The organism is Microvirga sp. 2MCAF38, from assembly GCF_052115485.1.
Classification (GTDB): domain Bacteria; phylum Pseudomonadota; class Alphaproteobacteria; order Rhizobiales; family Beijerinckiaceae; genus Microvirga.
In genome coordinates, this window is the sequence record NZ_JBFRGU010000001.1 from 817,488 (window position 1) to 834,329 (window position 16,842).

Genomic DNA, 16,842 nt, shown 5'->3' on the forward strand with positions numbered 1-16,842 from the left:
AACAAATAGAAACCGGTTGTTCGCCCGGATCATGCGGCATCAAACTCTGGACGTGACGCCTCACACCCTGGTTAAAGTCGAAGCCTCGCTTTTCCGCACGATCAGCGTGGCTTCTTCCACGGGAACGGGCATGCCGAAATAATAACCCTGACCGAACTGGCATTGGAGTTCGGTCAGCAGCGCAAGGTCGCCCTCGTCCTCGATGCCCTCCGCCACGGTCGCGAGGTTCAATGTGTGGCCGAGATTGATAATGGCGCCCAGAACCCGCTTGTTCTCATCATCGAGGCGGAACGATTGGATGAACGAACGATCGATCTTGATCGCGTCGAAAGACAGTTCACGCAAATGATAGAGGCTCGAATAGCCGATGCCGAAATCGTCGAGCTCGATGCGAACACCCTCGCGCTTGAGCACTCCCAGAATCTCCCGCGCCGTCTCCATGTCCCGCACCAACGCCGCCTCGGTAATTTCAATGATGAGACGACGTGGATCGAACTCCGTCTCACGCAGAACGGCGAGGATTTCATAAGGTAGATTGCGCTCTTCAAGCTGGCAGGGAGCGATGTTCAACGAGAGAGTCAGGTGATTGGGCCATAACTTTGAATCCAGACACGCCTGTCGGAGCAAATGATGGGACAAGGCCGAGATCTGGCCCGTATCTTCCGCAATCGGTATGAAATCGGCCGGTAGTCGAAGCCCTTTTTGCGGGTGCTGCCACCGAGCCAGAACCTCGAAACCGCAAATCTCGCCGGTCTTCAGCAGGACGAGCGGCTGATAATAGGGCTTTATCAGATTGTCCTCGATCGCCGATTTCAGCTCCTGCTCCGTATTCGCGCGAGACCGGAGTTCTTCGTCCATCCCGTCTTCGAAGAACCGATACTTGCCGCGTCCATCCTTCTTGGCACGATTGAGCGCAAGGCCCGCCGCGTGCAGAAGGAGATCGGGATCGACAGCGTCACATGGAAAAAGAGCGATGCCGACAGTAACGCTGACTTTAATCTCGGCCCCATCCAGATAGATCGGCTGCGTGACGATATTGATCATCCGCTGCGCCAAGCGGACAGGAATGTCTTCGTCGAAATTAAGCGAAATCATCAGAGCGAATTCATCACCGCCGGTACGGGCGAGCCCATCGCCGACGCGGAGCACCCGCCGAAGTCGCGTAGCGACCTCGGCTAGAATCTTGTCTCCGGTCGCATGGCCATAAAGTTCGTTGATCGTTTTGAAGCGGTCGATGGCGATCAAGAGAACGGCGCTCGACGCATTATAGGCTTTCGTCCTTTGAATGACGGAGGCAACCTCCTCAAGGAATTTGCTCCGGTTCGGCAAGCCCGTCACAGGATCATGTCGCGCCAATGCCTGGGCCTGTCGTTCAGCGACGATGCGGCGGCGAATTTCGGTGCGCAACCGGAACGAGCGCCGGATACCGATAAACGCCAATGCGATGCAGGCCGCCACGAAGCCGAGGAATATTTTGTCGAGATGGAGATATTCGAATTGCTGCGTGATGAAATAAATCCGAACCAGCAGATTCATCTTCAATTCGAGCGCCACCACCGCCAGCGCGACGAGCACAGCCAAGGCCCACTCAAATCGCTCTCTGCTTGCCTTTATGCGACCAAGCAATTTGCCTGCCAGCATCATGTATCCTCGCGCAGAGTCATAGTCAGTCTCACATGGACAATGATGTGCGCCACTCCGTGTCCAACGGAGCTTAAACATTCTTTGTTTGGAGCGAAATGCTCCCTTTTTCAATCACCCTTAAGATCAGCCGGCAATGTTATAGCCGCGATCGACAAGCTCTGAAGTAGTATCGAATTTAGCGCGCCAGATTTGGTGCGTCACTTCCGACAAGCGCATTCAGGGAGCCGCCGGACAGACGCAGCCGGTCGCGGAGACCTCGCTTGATCTCGCCAATCAGTCCAGGCCCCTGATAGACAAGAGCGGAGTAGAGCTGGATGAGCGTGGCGCCCGCGCGAATTTTCGTCCAGGCAGCCTCAGCGGAGTCGACCCCGCCGACACCGATCAGGGGAATTTTCTTGTCTGTCCTCAAGAAGGTCTGGGCCAGCAATCGGGTCGAGGGAGTGAACAGAGGCTTGCCCGACAGGCCACCGGTTTCTGTAGCAATCGTTTTCTCTTGCAAGGTCTCAGGCCGGGCAATGGTCGTGTTGGAAACGACGAGCGCATCGACACCACGCTTCAGAACGGTCGCAACGATGGCGTCGAGCGTCTCGAGGGAAATATCCGGCGCGATCTTCAAAAGGATCGCGGTCTTCAAGGCCAGTCCCGCATCGGCTTTGTCGCGGGCGTCAAGACAACGCGCCAGAAGATCGTCGAGGAATGCTTCGCCCTGGAGATCACGCAAGCCCGGCGTATTCGGAGACGAGACATTGATCGTCAGAAAATCAACCAGACCGCACAGGCGCTCAACGCATCGGACGTAGTCGCCTAGCCGGTCGCTCGTCTCCTTGTTCGCGCCGATATTCACGCCGACGACCCCAGACCGCCCCTGGCGACGAACGAGGCGTTCTCGCATTGCCTCGAGCCCCTCGCTGTTGAGCCCGAAGCGATTGATGATGGCTCTGTCGCGCTCCAGACGAAATACGCGCGGACGCGGATTGCCGGCCTGCGCCTTGGGCGTCACGCCGCCGATTTCGACGAAGCCGAAACCGAGCGCCAGGAGCTGATCGGGCACTTCCCCCTGCTTGTCGAAACCCGCCGCCAATCCGATTGGATTTGGAAAGTGCTTTCCCAAGACGTCCACCGCGAGAAGCGGATCGTCCTTCGTGGAAGGCAGCATCGGCATCAACGACAGGGCTTTGATGGTCGCGCGATGGGCAGTCTCGGGGTCCAGGGCGTGAAGCAGCGGCCTCGCCAGAGGGAAGAGAGCATCGATCTTCATGTCAGCTCCGGAAAAACATGGCGGCCGTCACTGCCCAGCGGCAGCGGTTTGACCCAGGCAACCGTAGCCATTGAAAAGACACAATAAAGATGCGGAAACAGCGCGCCGCCCCGCGACACTTCGTATCGGAGGGCGTCACCCAGTTTCTCAGCCTCGACAGCCACGAGCACGAGATCGGTCTGTCCGGCAAAATGTCGCTCCGCCGTTTCGCGCGCCTGGACCGCCGTGGAGAAGTGAATGTAGCCGTCCTGGAGGTCGATAGGCGCGCCAGCGAAAGAACCGTCTTTCTCGGCTTGCTTCCAAAGGGCTTCGGAGCAGATTTTATAGATGAGTGTCATACGCTCTGAGTAGCTGGGCCGACCTCGAGGAGCAACCCGGACATGGGCGAGTTGTCGCGTGGTGCGTCAGACGGTTGAAGGTGGAACAATCGGCCTTAATTTCCTAGGGAAAGGTTCTGGCTTTATGTTTTTAAGCTGCGAAGGGTCACACCATGCTGTCTCATGACCGTGTTTGGGCTGCGATCGATGCCCTGGCTGCGCGCCACGGTATGACCGCCTCGGGTCTGGCTCGCAAAGCCGGGCTTGATGCAACCAGTTTCAATAAATCGAAACGAACCAGTCCCGAGGGGCGTGACAGATGGCCATCGACGGAATCGATCGCCAAGATTTTGCGCGCCACCGGATCCTCGCTCGAGGATTTCTTGCGGCTGGTCGAACCGTCCGGAGCCATACGCGGCTCGCTTCTGCCCCTGGCAAAGCTCGATCAGGCGGCCAAGGGCGATTTGTTCAGCGAGAACGGGCTGCCCAACGGTGGGCCCGCCTGGGAAGAAATCAATTTCCCCGGCTTTGCGGGTGACAATGTCTTTGCCATTGAAGTCACAGGGGAGACCTTCAGTCCCCTTTTCCGCGACGGCGACGTTCTGATCGTCTCGCCGACGGCCAGTACGCATAAGGGTGACCGGGTTATCGTGCGCACCAACAAGGGCGAGATCTTCGCGACCGAATTCAAACGCAGATCCCCTAAAGCCCTGGAATTGGCCTCGCCTGAGCCCGGCCAGGAAGAGTTGGTTATCCCGGTCGAGGACCTGGCCTGGGTCGCACGCGTCATGTGGAGCCGTCACTGAGGCCTGGAGCATGATCAGAACAAGTGGAAACCGGTTGTTCGCCCGGATCATGCGGCAATAAGGAATCGAGAGCTTGATCGTGTTTCAAAGAGACACGACGATCAAGCTCTCGGCGGCGAGCGGAGACCGCTTCGCCGCTCATTAAACGTAACGTCTCCTACGCCGCGCGACCGGCTTCCCGCGAGCGTACAAACTCCTCATGCTCGCGCACAAGGCCGCCGGCAATCGCCTTCTCGATGAGAGCGCGGGTCTCCTTCACGCCGTAGAGCGCAACAAAAGACCCGAAGCGTGGGCCGCGCGGCTCTCCGAGAAGCACCTGATAGATCGTGTTGAACCACTCGATTGAAACCCCCGGGCGCTCGGGCGTAGCGCCCTTGGCCTTGAGGTCCTGATAGCGCGGCTCGGCGCGACCGACATTGTAGATTTCCTCCTGGATCGCTTCGGCCGTCGCCGGGCGCTCTCCCCGCTCGAAGGGTGCAAGCGCTTCACTGAGCTTGCGTAGGGATGCAGCCTCGACCTCGTCCGGCAGTCGATAGCTCTTCTGCGGTTTCACGAAGTCGCGGAAATAGCGCACCGCATGCTTCACGAGACTGTCCAGACGCGGATGAGTCTCGGGCGATACGCCGGGCGCATAGCGACGGATGAAACCCCACAGCACCGAAGGCTCTTCCGAGTTCGCCACCGCCACGAGATTGAGCAACATCGAGAACGAAATCGTCGTGCCTGCGTGATTGCCGTCGCTGGATGACACAAATTCCGGCGCCGGGGGCTCACCCGCATGAAGATGCCAAACGGGATTGACGAGGCGCGCTTTGGCGTCCTGAGCCGGGAACTTCTCCAGGAAAGTCAGATAATCGTCCACCTGGCGCGGGATGACATCGAAAAAGAGGCGCTTCGCTTCGCGCGGCTTGTTGTACATGAAGAGCCGCAAACTATCGGGCGTGCCGTAGGTCAGCCACTCGTCGATCGTCAGGCCATTGCCCTTCGACTTCGAGATCTTCTGCCCGTTCTCATCGAGGAAGAGCTCGTAATTGAAGCCCTCCGGCGGCAGGCCGCCAAGGGCCTTGGCGATCTCGCCCGACAGCTTGACGGAGTCGATCAGATCCTTGCCGGCCATCTCATAATCGATGCCCAGCGCGACCCAACGCATCGCCCAATCGGGCTTCCATTGCAGCTTGGCGTGGCCGCCGGTAACGGGAGTTTCGAACCGTTCGCCGGTCTCGGGATCGCGCCAGACGATGGTACCTGCCTCGACTTTCCGTTCGTCGATCGGCACCTGCATCACGATGCCGGTCTTCGGATGGATCGGCAGGAAGGGCGAGTAGCTCTGCTGACGCTCCTCGCGCAAGGACGGCAGCATGATCGCCATCACCGCGTCGTAGCGCGCGAGCACCGTCAGGAGGGCCTTGTCGAAACGGCCCGCCTTGTAGCACGCGGTCGCCGACATGAACTCGTAGTCGAACCCGAAAGCATCCAGAAACTCGCGCAGGCGCGCGTTGTTGTGATGGGCGAAGCTCTCAAACTTACCGAACGGATCCGGCACCTGCGTCAGCGGCTTGCCGAGCGCAGACGCCAGAAGCTCCTTGTTCGGCACGTTGTCCGGCACCTTACGAAGGCCATCCATATCGTCCGAGAAAGCGATGAGGCGGGTCGGAATGGCATCGTTGGTCAGCACCCGGAAGGCATGGCGGACCATGCTGGTCCGCGCCACTTCGCCGAAGGTGCCGATATGCGGCAGGCCCGAGGGACCGTAGCCCGTTTCGAACAAAGCCTCTTTTTTCCCGGTTTTCTTCAGCCGCTCGACAAGTTTGCGCGCTTCCTCAAACGGCCACGCGGTGGCGGTCTGGGCGGCTTCGACGAGGGCTGGATCGAGGATAAGAGGCTTAGACATGATATCCGACAGGTTGGTGAAGGGCGGCACACTAGAAAGCGAGCCGGCAAGGGTCAATGCGGCTGAGCGGGGATTCAGGCCCGCCATCAGAAATCGCGGCATGCTCCTAGAGTTTGATCGTTTCAGATTGAAACATGATCAAGCTCTCGATTCTTTAGTGCCGCATGATCCGGGCGAACAACCGGTTCCACTTGTTCCGATCATGCTCCTAAAAGGGGCTGACTGGGAAGAACCGCAGATAAAGCTCGGCATATTTGCCCTCTTTCCAGAGCTGCTGAAGGGCGAAATCCAGGGCGCGCCGGAGAATTTCGTCGTCCTTACGAGTAATGAAGCCGATCCCCTCCCCGAAGAACCGGCTCTCCAGATAGGCCCCCCCGGAAAACGCACAGCACTCATCCGCGTCGACCCCGCCGATCCATAGAGCGAGGTTCAGCCCGTCCGCGAAGAGATAATCCAGATCTCCGGCCTTCAGCGCCGCTTGGGCGCTCGCAAGATCGTCAAAGGGCTTCAACACCGCGCCTGGGAAGAACGCCTTCGCAAACGCCTCATGCGCCGTACCGGCGACAACGCCGACGCCCTTTCCCGCCAGAACCTTCGCCTGCGGCTCGGGCAGGTTCCGGTCGAGCCGAACGGCGAAGCGGGCGGGGAACTTGAAATATGGGGAGGTGACGGAGAACTGATCCCTCAATCCCGTCGTCGTGGGAATGGCAGCCGCGACAACATCGCCCTGCTTGTCGGCCAAGGCTTTGAGAAGCGTATCGAACCGGCGGGCCTGGACAGTACAGGTCAGTCTGAGCTTCTCGCAGACCGATCGGGCCAGCTCAACCGAGAAGCCGGTGGGGTTACCGTCGAGCCCTGAAAAACCAAGCGGCGCGAAATCGTCGTCGATTAAGAAGCGGACGGTACGAAACCCGGTCAGATCGGGCCTCTCCAATGCGGCACGTGGATCCCAGAACCCCGGAATGGTGACGTCCTTTGCGAGGAGTGTTTGGGCAAAAGGATTTTGGACCGTGGAAGCCTGGGCCAGAGCCTGCCCTCCCGAGAGCGCCAACATCAATGCGATGAGAGCCCACTTGATCTTGGAGCCAAATCGCGCAAGCAATGTAATATTGTTCGATTCGATTACCCGCATGCTCGCACCGTGGGTTTTCGCCCCGCTTCCGGGAGCTTTTCTTGTTGGTAAGGCATGGTCAAGCCGAAGACCTCCCGGCACCGATCTCTGTTCAAAATCTCCCTTTACCGACGGAAATAGGGTTTCTTGTCGAACATGGCATCCCATCGGACCTTCTCCAGGACGCGACAACCATAGCCACGATCACGGGCGTCACCGCCGATCGTGTGATACTCGCCCAGGGGCTTATCAAGGAGGATGTCTTCTACCGTGCCTTGGCTTTCGAGCTGGGCGTTCCCTTTCTCATAAAACCGAGAGTCTCGCAGCGCGCGGGATATCCCGAAAGCATCCTCAGTGGCCTGGCTCCATTGGTGACTGGCTCGCCCGCTTTCGTCGTTACGCCCAGAGGAAGCCAGATCGCGCAACTGCTCAAATCCAAGCCCGTACGGTCAAGGTCGATAGCTATCTCGACCCCCTCGGCGCTCAGAGCCGCCGTGTTTGAGACACAGGCTAAAACGATCGCTCATCAAGCGGCCCATTTCCTACCGGACTTGCACCCAGGTCTTTCCAATCGCGATGATCTCAGCTCCATGCAAATCGGCCTGCTTGGGCTAGCAAGTGGGGGAGTGTCATTCGCACTCGTCTTCGACCTGCAATATACGCTGATTCTGACGGCAGCCTTGCTGAGTCCGCTTTTCTTCTTGATCACCGCATTGCGGCTGGCAGCCGCATTCCTTCCAGCCCCGCTCTCCCCGTCCCCACCGCCGGTGCTCATCGCGGATTCGGAGTTGCCCACGTACACCGTTATCGTGGCGCTCTACCGCGAAAGACGCGTCACCTCGCGTCTGGTATCGGCCCTGAGCCGCCTCGACTATCCGCCCGAGAAGCTCGATATCAAGCTCGTGCTGGAGACGGACGATGAAGAGACAAAAGCGGCTCTCGACGCCCTGGATCTCCCCGGCTTCATGGAAGTGCTGACCGCACCTCCGGGCCTCCCTCGCACGAAGCCGCGCGCGCTCAATGTCGCATTGCCGCTCGCCCGCGGGGCTCTGACAGTTCTCTACGATGCAGAGGACGTGCCCGAACCAGGCCAACTTCGACTCGCCGCCACCAACTTTGCTTCTCTCCCGTCGGAAATCGCCTGCCTTCAGGCCCGCTTGACCATCGACAACACCAAGGACAGCTGGCTCACGCGCCTCTTCACACTCGAATATGCGATGCTGTTCGATGTCATCAATCCTGGCCTTGCAGAGATCGGATGCCCGATACCTTTGGGTGGGACATCGAACCATTTCAGGACTGAGGCACTGCGCCGTGTCGGCGGTTGGGACGCTTGGAACGTCACTGAGGATGCAGACCTCGGTATTCGTCTCGCTCGATTTGGTCTGTACGTGAGCGATCTCCCTTCCTCGACCCTGGAAGAGGCTCCGAGCTCACTTAGCGCCTGGATGCATCAGCGGACGCGATGGATGAAAGGCTTCGTCCAGACTTGCTATTGCAACTCCCGGCAGCCGTGGAAAGCCTTCCGCGAGTTGGGGCCTTGGCGTTTCATCGGCTCGTTTCTAATGACCGCCGGCGCTGTGCTGAGCGCGCTGACTTATCCCATATTCCTGCCCTTCGCGTTACGCGCGTGGTTCGATATCCCGAAAACCTATTCGGACAGGATCTGGGCCGCCGCCTTGGAGAGTTGGAGCTCGACCCTCTTCATTCTCGGTCTGCTCGCGATCGGGATTCCAGCACTCGTCGCCATCAAGCGCCGCAATCTCTGGGGGCTCTTGCCTTGGGCCCTCGTTCTGCCCGCTTATTATCTCCTCGTCAGCTTCGCCGCATGGCGAAGCTTCTGGGAATTGGCCCACGCACCGTTTCATTGGAACAAGACGAACCACGGTCTCGCCCGCACATCACGCACGGGCCAATTCTAGAGTTCGATCGTTTCAGATTGAAACGTGATCAAACTTTAGATTCTTCGATGCCGCATGATCCAGGCGAGCAACCGGTTTCCACTTGTTCTGATCGTGCTTTAGAAGCACCAGGCCAGCGCGGATAAAACCATATCGTTGAAGACAACGCCGCCGTAGCGCGCCCAGAGAAGTGCCCCTGTCGCCACGAGACACAGCACCCCCGCCGCGATTAAGACGCGGCCGACTAGTTTTTCCTGGGTTCGAACATGGGAAGGGCTCGCGCTCATCGCTCTCTCTTTCGGCAACCATCATAGCAAGGTGTAGGTTTGCCTCCAAGAGCAACGTCTGACACCATGGGCAGGCTGATTGGAGGAAGCCTCATGGATACGCAACGTTTCCGGCTCACTCATCTGGCCCATGGCGGTGGCTGCGGCTGTAAGCTCGCACCTTCCGTTCTGCAACAACTTCTCTCGGAGCAACCGGCGGCAGGTCCCTATCGCGAGCTTCTCGTCGGCACGGAGACAGCCGATGACGCCGCTGTCTGGCAGCTTGACGATGATACTTGCATCATCGCAACCACCGATTTCTTCATGCCCATGGTGGACGACCCGCGCGATTTCGGACGCATCGCCGCCACCAATGCCATTTCGGACGTATACGCCATGGGTGGCCGGCCAATCATGGCGCTCGCGATCCTCGGCATGCCGCTCGGCAAGATCGCGCCGGAGGTCGTGCGCGAGATTCTGAACGGCGGCGCGTCGATTTGCGCGGAGGCTGGCATTCCGGTGGCCGGTGGCCATTCCATCGATTGCCCTGAGCCCCTCTATGGCCTCGCCGTCATCGGCACAGGGCGACCGAGCGAGATCCGACGCAACAACGGCGCAAAAGCGGGTGATGCACTAATCCTGACGAAAGCGCTCGGTGTCGGCATCTACTCCGCAGCCTTCAAGAAGGACGCGTTATCCACCGAGGCCTACGCGGAGATGATCGCCTCGGTCACGCTGCTCAATAAGATCGGCACGGTGCTAGCCCGCGACCCTGACGTTCACGCAATCACCGATGTCACGGGCTTCGGCATTCTAGGGCATGGCCTCGAAATGGCGCGCGGATCGGGCCTCAGCCTGACGGTTGTGCGAAACGACCTGCCACTTCTTCATGACGCAAGCACCCTGGCACAGCAGGGCTATATCACCGGCGCATCGACGCGGAATTGGGACAGCTACGGCGACAGCGTTATTTTGCCGCCGGATGTCGACTTATGGCAACGCCATTTGCTCACCGATCCGCAAACATCCGGCGGTTTGCTGATCGCCTGCGCAGCCGAACGAGCAAAGGATATTCTTCAGAGCATCCTCGATGCGGGCTATCCCTCGGCCCGGGTCATCGGCCGCGCGGAAAACGGCCCGCCTTCGATCAAGGTCGTGTGAAATACTTCAGGAACCCGACCCTCATACGAGCGTTCCTTCGCCATTGTGCGCGAAAGGATGGAAGCAATGCGAGGTTTCCTGTCTCTCTCCGTGTTGGTGCTAGGATTGTCCGCTCCCGCATTGGCGCAACAAAGCAATTGCACCAATGCGCCTGCCACTCAAGCCGCAACGCCGCCCGATCCTGGCAGCACGGCTTCGGGCACATCGCCGGGAACCGCAGGCTCGACGGGCTGGACGGGCGGAACCGGAGGTTCCTACATCGGAACCGCGCCGAAAGGCCCATCGCAGCACTCGCCAACCGAGCATCCGGCGACCGCAAGCGGCCTCGATCCGATGAAGCCCGCAACGCCTGGCGTTGACAAGAAATGCTAACTGTTTCGTGACTGCGAAGACGGCGGAAGAGAGTGGGAGTCGAACCCACCAAGGACCGGCTCGCGGCCCCACCCGGATTTGAAGTCCGGACGCCCCACCGGGGACGCTTCTCCTCCCTGATCGTTCGCCTGATCGTTCGGCAACGCCTCCTTGAAAAGATCGAGCCGATATTTATTGATGCGCCGAAGATCGCCCCGACGCAATGTCACGCCGTGACGGTCGAAGAATTCGAGAATTTGAATGGCGACCTTACGGCCATTCTCGACCCGGTCGCGAAACTGCGCTGCCGGGAACTGTCCGTCAGGAGCCGACATCGCGAGATCCTGAACGATGCCGACCATTTCAGCGACAGTGCCACGCAGAAAGAAGTGATCATGCGCCACCTCATCGAGTCTGCCTAATCGACTGAGGAGTTTGCATAAGCTGCGGACATCACTTTCCGATATATTCAGGAGACCAGAGATATCGCGGACGCGCGGCGGGCGGAAACGCTCACCCCCCGAAAGAAGAGGGCGTATTGCGCTCCAAAGTCGCTCCTCACTATCGCTCAGGCGCACCTCGTGCCCCGGCAGGCGGACCCACGAGCCATCGAGGATCAGCTTTCCAGCTTGCACGAAAACCTGGAGCGCAGCGCGAAACGCCGTGGCGGGAAGGCGTGGATCGGCCTGCAATCGCAATCGTTCGAGCCCCATGCCCTGAAGGTCCGGATTGTCCGCATGAAACCTGCCGAGTATCTCGATCAATCCGCTCTCAAACTCCCTCCAGGTTTCGCCGCCGAGCGCGATCACGGAAGCCCCGGCGACAAGGCGGACCAACCCAAATCGGTCCGCCTCTGCTTCCATATCGGCGATTGTCAACGCCCGATCCCGCGCAAAGGCCGAAAGATCGAAAAAGCGCGGCGGGGCCTTTGCCAATGCAGCCATGGCCTCGGCCGGATTGTCATGAGCGAGCGCCTCCAGTTGTGCGCGCCGCTCAGGTCCACGCCTGTGGCGGGCGGGTGCGCGCAGATCGATGAAACGCCCGCCGCCGATGGTGCGCTGAGCCGAAGTATCGCGCACAACGAAGGCATCGCGCGCGGCGGCCGCAATGGGGCGTTCGAGAACCAATTGCACGAGGGCTTCTTGCCCCGGCTTGATCGGTGCATCATCGAGCAACACGACACGTGCACCGATCTCCACCGCCGCATGGTGAAGCCGAACCGGAAACCACTGCCGAATCGGCCTCGCCTCACTCGACAAGATGCGCAAACTGGCATCGATTCGATCCGTCGGCGCGTGTGCTATAGGATCAAGCAACACGTCACCACGAGCAATCGCGTCTTTCGCAACGCCTTCGCCCGCGAGATTGAGAGCACAGCGCTCACCCGCAATACCGCTCTCGGCGGGGCGGTTTTGCGCATGGATGGAACGCACGCGCGCGGGCAAGCCCGACGGACTGACGACGACGCGATCTTCCACCGAGACTGTGCCAGACAGGACGGTGCCCGTCACCACCGTTCCTGCCCCCGCCAAGGTGAAGCACCGGTCGACGGAGAGGCGAAACAAACCCGACGCGCTGCGCTTTTGTTGCACCGATGCCGCCTCGCGCAAATAAGTCTTCAGTGTCTCGATGCCCTCGTCCGTGACGACTGAAACCGGGATCACAGGAGCTTCAGCAAGTTTCGTACCGCCAAGGATGGCGCGGATTTGATCTGTTGCGGCAACACGCCGCTCGGCATCTGCCAGATCAGCCTTCGTCAAGGCTACGACGCCATGCTGGATGCCGAGAAGATCGATGATGGCGAGGTGCTCGCGTGTCTGCGGCTTCACCGCATCGTCGGCGGCGACGACCAGCAAAACGAAATCGATACCGCTCGCGCCCGCCACCATCGTGTGCACGAAGCGCTCGTGACCGGGCACATCGACGAACCCGATCACCTGACCATCGGCCTGCGGCCAATAGGCGAAGCCGAGATCGATGGTAATGCCACGCAGCTTCTCTTCCTTCAACCGATCCGCATCGACCCCGGTCAGCGCTTTGACGAGTGATGTCTTGCCATGATCGATATGACCAGCGGTCCCGATGATCATGGAGGAGCCTTGAAATCGAGAAAGGCGAGATTTTCCACGAAGCCCGGCTCATTGGAGAGACAGCGAAAATCGAATATCAGTGCGTCGTCGCTCACACGTCCAATGACCGGTCTCGGCAATCGACGGAAGGCGCGGCTGAGTGCATCGAGCACTTTTCCGCCTCCGCATGGCGACAACGCGAGGCCTGCACTCGGTATGGTTTCGAGTGGCAAGGCGCCCGACCCGATCTGGCTTCGACACGAGACGACATTCACGCGGACGCTATCACCAAGCGCACGTTCCACAACCGTAGCAAGGCGATTGGCCTGCGCCTCGATATCCTCTATGGGGCGCGCCAAAAAGCGCAACGTCGGCAGCCGCTCCGCGAGGCGGTCGGGGTCGCGATAGAGCTTGAGCGTTGCTTCGCAGGCCGCAAGGCGGATCTTGTCCACGCGCAACGCACGCTTCATTGGGTTGCGATTGATCACGGCAATAAGATCCTTGCGTCCGACGATGAAGCCAGCCTGCGGGCCACCGAGCAACTTGTCGCCGGAGAAGGTCACGAGATCGGCGCCCTCCGCCACGGCGTCACGAACGGTCGGCTCTTTTGAGAGACCATATCGCGACAGATCGATGAGTGTACCCGAGCCAAGATCATTGACGAGAGGAACGCGATGCGCGCGCGCAATTTCCGATAGCTCCCGTGCGCTCACCTCGGAGGTGAAACCTTCGATGCGATAGTTCGACGTGTGCACTTTAAGCACGAGGCCCGTTTCTGGCCGAAGAGCCGCAATGTAGTCCTTCGCATGCGTTCTGTTCGTGGTACCGATTTCGACAAGCCGTGTACCCGCCCGCGCCATGATTTCCGGCATGCGAAACGCACCGCCGATCTCGATCAGTTCGCCACGCGAAACGATGGCGTCCTTACCCTCGGCCAGCGTGTTCAAAACGAGCAGCACTGCTGCCGCATTATTGTTGACCACGGTTGCGTCTTCCGCGCCGGTCAGATCGCAGATCAGGCCGCGCAAGTGATCATCGCGCTCACCACGTTTGCCGGTCTCGAGATCGAACTCGATAGAAACCGTCTGACGCATAGCGGCCATTGCAGCCTCGACAGCTTCCTTCGCCAGGATCGCGCGGCCAAGATTGGTATGCAACACCGTCCCCGTGAGGTTGAAGAGCGGTTGCAGGGTCGAGCGTGAGCGCATCGCCAGAAGCGCGAGAACCGAGGCCAGGACGCCGGCTTCATCCGGAAAGGCCTTCTCGCCGCCCCGCAGGCTCGCCCGCAACGAGGACAAAGTTTCGCGGACAGCGTCCGTCGTCTCAGCACGCCCGTATCGTTCTATCAAGGTCGCCGTCTGCGGATGCCGCAGGATCTGATCGACAGAGGGTATTCCGCGAAGAGAGAGAAGCGCCGCCTCCGCCATCGGTTCAGACTCCCAACAGAAACGGATTGAAGCTGCCGCGCCGATACTCGCTCTCCCGCATCAGAAGATCGAGCCCGAGGCTTGCGATATCGTCCGCGACCGGATCGAGCGCGACATCCTTCTGCTGATAGAGGATCTTTACATAGCCGTGGCATGCGTCACAGCATTCGGCCTTGATCGTGCCAGAGCCGCCTTCGACTTCCTTATAGCCGATGCCTTTCGTCGAGCTGCATAGAACGCATTTGACGCGCACTACATTCCAAAGCACGCCGCACAAGGAACAAGCACAGTACCGCGTGCCTTCAGCCCCCATCCACCCGACAACGAGAGACGACACGGGAGGTCCGCCGCAGGATGGACAAGCGCCGTCGCCAACGCGCACGAGACTCTCGGCGTCGAGCTTGTTCGCGAGCCGCGCGAAATGGACCTGTAGGCCTGCCGCCACATAAGCATGCTCGGCAATAGCATCAGCGGGAATGGAATTGTCGAGAACATCGCGAACCATCGCCTCGATGCCCCCCCGCGTAGCGTCTTTCACACGGGCCAACGCCGCTTCAGCCTCTTTGGGCTTTTCAAGCGTCGAAACTGCATCGAACAGACGGTTCAATGTTTGCGAGACAACCGCATCGATCTCGAAGCGATTGCGGTCCAAGGGCGGCATGCCGAATTCGCGGGCGCGCGTAAGCACATCCTCAGTGGGAAAAGCAGGATCGAGGAGATTATTCTGAATGCGGTGTTGCGCCGCGCTCAGCCCGGCGATGAAGGTGAGATAGGGCGCGAGATCGCTGGTCTGTGCGAGTGCCTCGAGGCGCTGACGGCGCGCTTCGAAGAGCGTGCTTGGATCAGGTAGCCGCACAAAAGGCGGAGACGGCACGCGGCCGATGACGGTCGGATCGGGCTGGATCGAGCTTGGATTCGTCATGCATCCTCACGAACCGCACGGGTCACGTGCCAGCAAAGCGCGCCTTATTCCGCAGGCGCTTCAGGCTTCTTAACTCTATTGCGACCAGCCAGTTCCCGCAGCCAAAGGCGGTGATGCCGCCAGGCCCACCCTCCCGTCACGGAGCCGCGCGTCATGGCGTGTATGGTGCCCCGCACCCAGATCGCCGCGTAGACATGGATGATCCAGACGCAGATGATGACCACCGCCGCCAGGGAATGGACCAGAACCGCCACACGCTTTTGCGGAATGGTGGTCCATTGATAGAAATACTCATCCCACATCAGCACACCGCTGACGATGAGGATGAGGATCAGGGTTGTCATTCCCCAAAAGATGAACTTCTGTCCGGCATTATATTTGCCGACTTCCGGCATCCTTTCTTCATGGCCTGCGAGCAGATCGTTCGCACGCCCCAGCCATTCCGCGTCGACGGGCTTCGGCAGATTTGCGCGCCAGAACCGGAAAAACAGACCGGCAAAGCTGAAGAAAAGAATAACGCCGATCCACGGGTGAATCGCCCGCGTATTCTCCCCGCCACCAAAAAGGCCCGTAAGGAAGAAGAGTGACGGATGGAAAAGCGCCAGACCGGATAGAGCAAGCAGGATCAGACAGGTCGCCGTGACCCAATGATTGATCCGCGCGCCCTTTCGATAGCGATCCACCGTTACCGGCTTTCCAGGAATGATGGCGTCTCCCGATTCAATGTCATCCGGTTCCATCACGCCTTATCCTTCACCAGTTTCTCGGCATTCTCCTCATCGGCACGCGTGACGCGATTGGGCTTGACCATCGCCGAATGGAGAATTCCCGCTGCGGCGGCCAACCCCATGGCGGCAAAGCCCACATATTTCGCAACGCCTTTCCAGGCGGTCACCACCGGGCTGATCCTGGGATCGCGCGGCAGGTTGGAGTAGATCTCCGGCTGATCGTTGTGGTGCAGAACGTACATCACGTGCGTCCCGCCGACCCCCGGCGGATCGTAGAGACCGGCATTGTCGTAGCCGCGCGATTTGAGGTCCGTGATGCGGCTGTCGGCCAGCTTCTTCATGTCCTCCTTGGTACCGAAGGAAATCGCGTGGGTCGGACAAGCCTTGGCACAGGCAGGCCCCTGCCCCACGGCCACACGATCCGAGCACAGCGTGCATTTATAGGCCGTGTGATCGACCTTCGAGATGCGTGGAATGTTGAACGGGCACCCTCGGATGCAATAGCCGCAGCCGATGCAGTTCTCATGTACGAAATCGACGATGCCGTTGGAATATTGCACGATGGCGCCAGGTGCGGGGCAGGCCTTGAGACAACCCGGATCCTCGCAATGCATGCAGCCGTCCTTGCGGATCAACCATTCGAGATTCCCGGTCTTGGGATTGTCCCATTCCGTGAACCGCATCAACGTGAACATTTCCGGCGTGAGATCGTGCGGGTTCTCGTAGACACCCACATTCGTCTCAATCGCTGGGGTCGTATCGTTCCATTCAATACAGGCCGACTGGCAGGCTTTGCAGCCGATGCATTTCGACACATCGATGAGCTTCGCCACCGGTTCCAATTGCCGCGTCGGTGGCGGGATGTTCGAGGCAGAGCGGCGAACGAGGTCTTTCTCGGAAAGATTCGAGACCACGTTCGTGACTGGCGGGTTGCTCTGCGCGTTATGCGGGCTCGGATCCATCTTTGTCTCCTCGCCCGACCATGTCTCG

Annotated in this window: 15 protein-coding genes, 1 tRNA gene and 1 pseudogene; 4 read left to right on the plus strand and 13 right to left on the minus strand. The window is 59.7% G+C overall.

Annotation, left to right across the window (positions count from 1 at the left end; genetic code table 11):
- Positions 1–60: 60 nt before the first annotated feature.
- The 3 genes from AB4072_RS03825 to AB4072_RS03835 all read right to left on the minus strand — a co-directional run bounded on the left by AB4072_RS03825 (position 61) and on the right by AB4072_RS03835 (position 3,240).
- A complete protein-coding gene (locus AB4072_RS03825; protein WP_441965732.1) occupies positions 61–1,575 on the minus strand; it encodes a putative bifunctional diguanylate cyclase/phosphodiesterase in 1,515 nt (504 codons plus the stop codon).
- A 244-nt stretch (positions 1,576–1,819) separates the two neighbouring features.
- The gene (locus tag AB4072_RS03830) at positions 1,820–2,902 is read right to left on the minus strand and encodes a quinone-dependent dihydroorotate dehydrogenase (RefSeq protein WP_441965571.1); all 1,083 of its coding nucleotides are present in this window, start codon (positions 2,900–2,902) and stop codon (positions 1,820–1,822) included.
- Positions 2,899–3,240, minus strand: a complete 342-nt coding sequence (locus AB4072_RS03835; protein WP_441965572.1) for a DUF952 domain-containing protein — start codon at positions 3,238–3,240, stop codon at positions 2,899–2,901. The genes AB4072_RS03830 and AB4072_RS03835 overlap by 4 nt, the downstream gene beginning before the upstream one ends.
- Before the next feature lie 152 nt (positions 3,241–3,392).
- On the opposite strand from AB4072_RS03835, the gene AB4072_RS03840 reads away from it, so the two are divergent.
- The gene (locus AB4072_RS03840; RefSeq protein WP_441965573.1) at positions 3,393–4,025 is read left to right on the plus strand and encodes a S24 family peptidase; all 633 of its coding nucleotides are present in this window, start codon (positions 3,393–3,395) and stop codon (positions 4,023–4,025) included.
- A 157-nt stretch (positions 4,026–4,182) separates the two neighbouring features.
- Here AB4072_RS03840 and AB4072_RS03845 read toward each other — a convergent pair whose 3' ends face one another.
- The 3 genes from AB4072_RS03845 to AB4072_RS03855 all read right to left on the minus strand — a co-directional run bounded on the left by AB4072_RS03845 (position 4,183) and on the right by AB4072_RS03855 (position 7,452).
- Positions 4,183–5,916, minus strand: coding sequence for a lysine--tRNA ligase (locus AB4072_RS03845; protein ID WP_441965734.1), 1,734 nt, complete (start codon positions 5,914–5,916; stop codon positions 4,183–4,185).
- 208 nt (positions 5,917–6,124) lie between these two features.
- Positions 6,125–7,048, minus strand: coding sequence for a transporter substrate-binding domain-containing protein (locus AB4072_RS03850; RefSeq protein ID WP_441965574.1), 924 nt, complete (start codon positions 7,046–7,048; stop codon positions 6,125–6,127).
- A gap of 104 nt (positions 7,049–7,152) precedes the next feature.
- On the minus strand, positions 7,153–7,452 hold the full coding sequence (locus AB4072_RS03855) for a hypothetical protein (RefSeq protein ID WP_441965575.1): 300 nt from the start codon (positions 7,450–7,452) through the stop codon (positions 7,153–7,155).
- A gap of 201 nt (positions 7,453–7,653) precedes the next feature.
- Here AB4072_RS03855 and AB4072_RS03860 point away from each other — a divergent pair, with 201 nt between their 5' ends.
- Positions 7,654–8,949: a glycosyltransferase gene (locus tag AB4072_RS03860; protein ID WP_441965576.1), complete on the plus strand. Its 1,296-nt coding sequence runs from the start codon at positions 7,654–7,656 to the stop codon at positions 8,947–8,949.
- 98 nt (positions 8,950–9,047) lie between these two features.
- Here AB4072_RS03860 and AB4072_RS03865 read toward each other — a convergent pair whose 3' ends face one another.
- Positions 9,048–9,215, minus strand: coding sequence for a hypothetical protein (locus AB4072_RS03865; RefSeq protein WP_441965577.1), 168 nt, complete (start codon positions 9,213–9,215; stop codon positions 9,048–9,050).
- A 93-nt stretch (positions 9,216–9,308) separates the two neighbouring features.
- On the opposite strand from AB4072_RS03865, the gene selD reads away from it, so the two are divergent.
- Both selD and AB4072_RS03875 read left to right on the plus strand, forming a co-directional pair.
- A complete protein-coding gene (selD, locus tag AB4072_RS03870) occupies positions 9,309–10,355 on the plus strand; it encodes a selenide, water dikinase SelD (RefSeq protein ID WP_441965578.1) in 1,047 nt (348 codons plus the stop codon).
- Positions 10,356–10,421: 66 nt separating this feature from the next.
- Positions 10,422–10,727 (plus strand): hypothetical protein, encoded by a 306-nt coding sequence (locus tag AB4072_RS03875; protein ID WP_441965579.1) that lies wholly within the window; start codon positions 10,422–10,424, stop codon positions 10,725–10,727.
- 23 nt (positions 10,728–10,750) lie between these two features.
- Here AB4072_RS03875 and AB4072_RS03880 read toward each other — a convergent pair.
- The 6 genes and pseudogenes from AB4072_RS03880 to fdxH form a co-directional block, all read right to left on the minus strand.
- Positions 10,751–10,843: transfer RNA gene (locus AB4072_RS03880), tRNA-Sec, on the minus strand.
- A 120-nt stretch (positions 10,844–10,963) separates the two neighbouring features.
- Positions 10,964–12,796, minus strand: a pseudogene (selB, locus tag AB4072_RS03885) (selenocysteine-specific translation elongation factor); the annotation flags it as partial.
- Positions 12,793–14,202: an L-seryl-tRNA(Sec) selenium transferase gene (gene selA, locus AB4072_RS03890; RefSeq protein WP_441965580.1), complete on the minus strand. Its 1,410-nt coding sequence runs from the start codon at positions 14,200–14,202 to the stop codon at positions 12,793–12,795. The pseudogene selB and the gene selA, both read right to left, overlap by 4 nt.
- 4 nt (positions 14,203–14,206) lie before the next feature.
- Positions 14,207–15,124: a formate dehydrogenase accessory protein FdhE gene (fdhE, locus tag AB4072_RS03895; RefSeq protein WP_441965581.1), complete on the minus strand. Its 918-nt coding sequence runs from the start codon at positions 15,122–15,124 to the stop codon at positions 14,207–14,209.
- 44 nt (positions 15,125–15,168) lie between these two features.
- On the minus strand, positions 15,169–15,864 hold the full coding sequence (locus AB4072_RS03900; RefSeq protein WP_441965582.1) for a formate dehydrogenase subunit gamma: 696 nt from the start codon (positions 15,862–15,864) through the stop codon (positions 15,169–15,171).
- The gene (fdxH, locus tag AB4072_RS03905) at positions 15,864–16,814 is read right to left on the minus strand and encodes a formate dehydrogenase subunit beta (protein WP_441965583.1); all 951 of its coding nucleotides are present in this window, start codon (positions 16,812–16,814) and stop codon (positions 15,864–15,866) included. Before fdxH ends, AB4072_RS03900 begins: the two co-directional genes overlap by 1 nt.
- Positions 16,815–16,842: the final 28 nt, after the last annotated feature.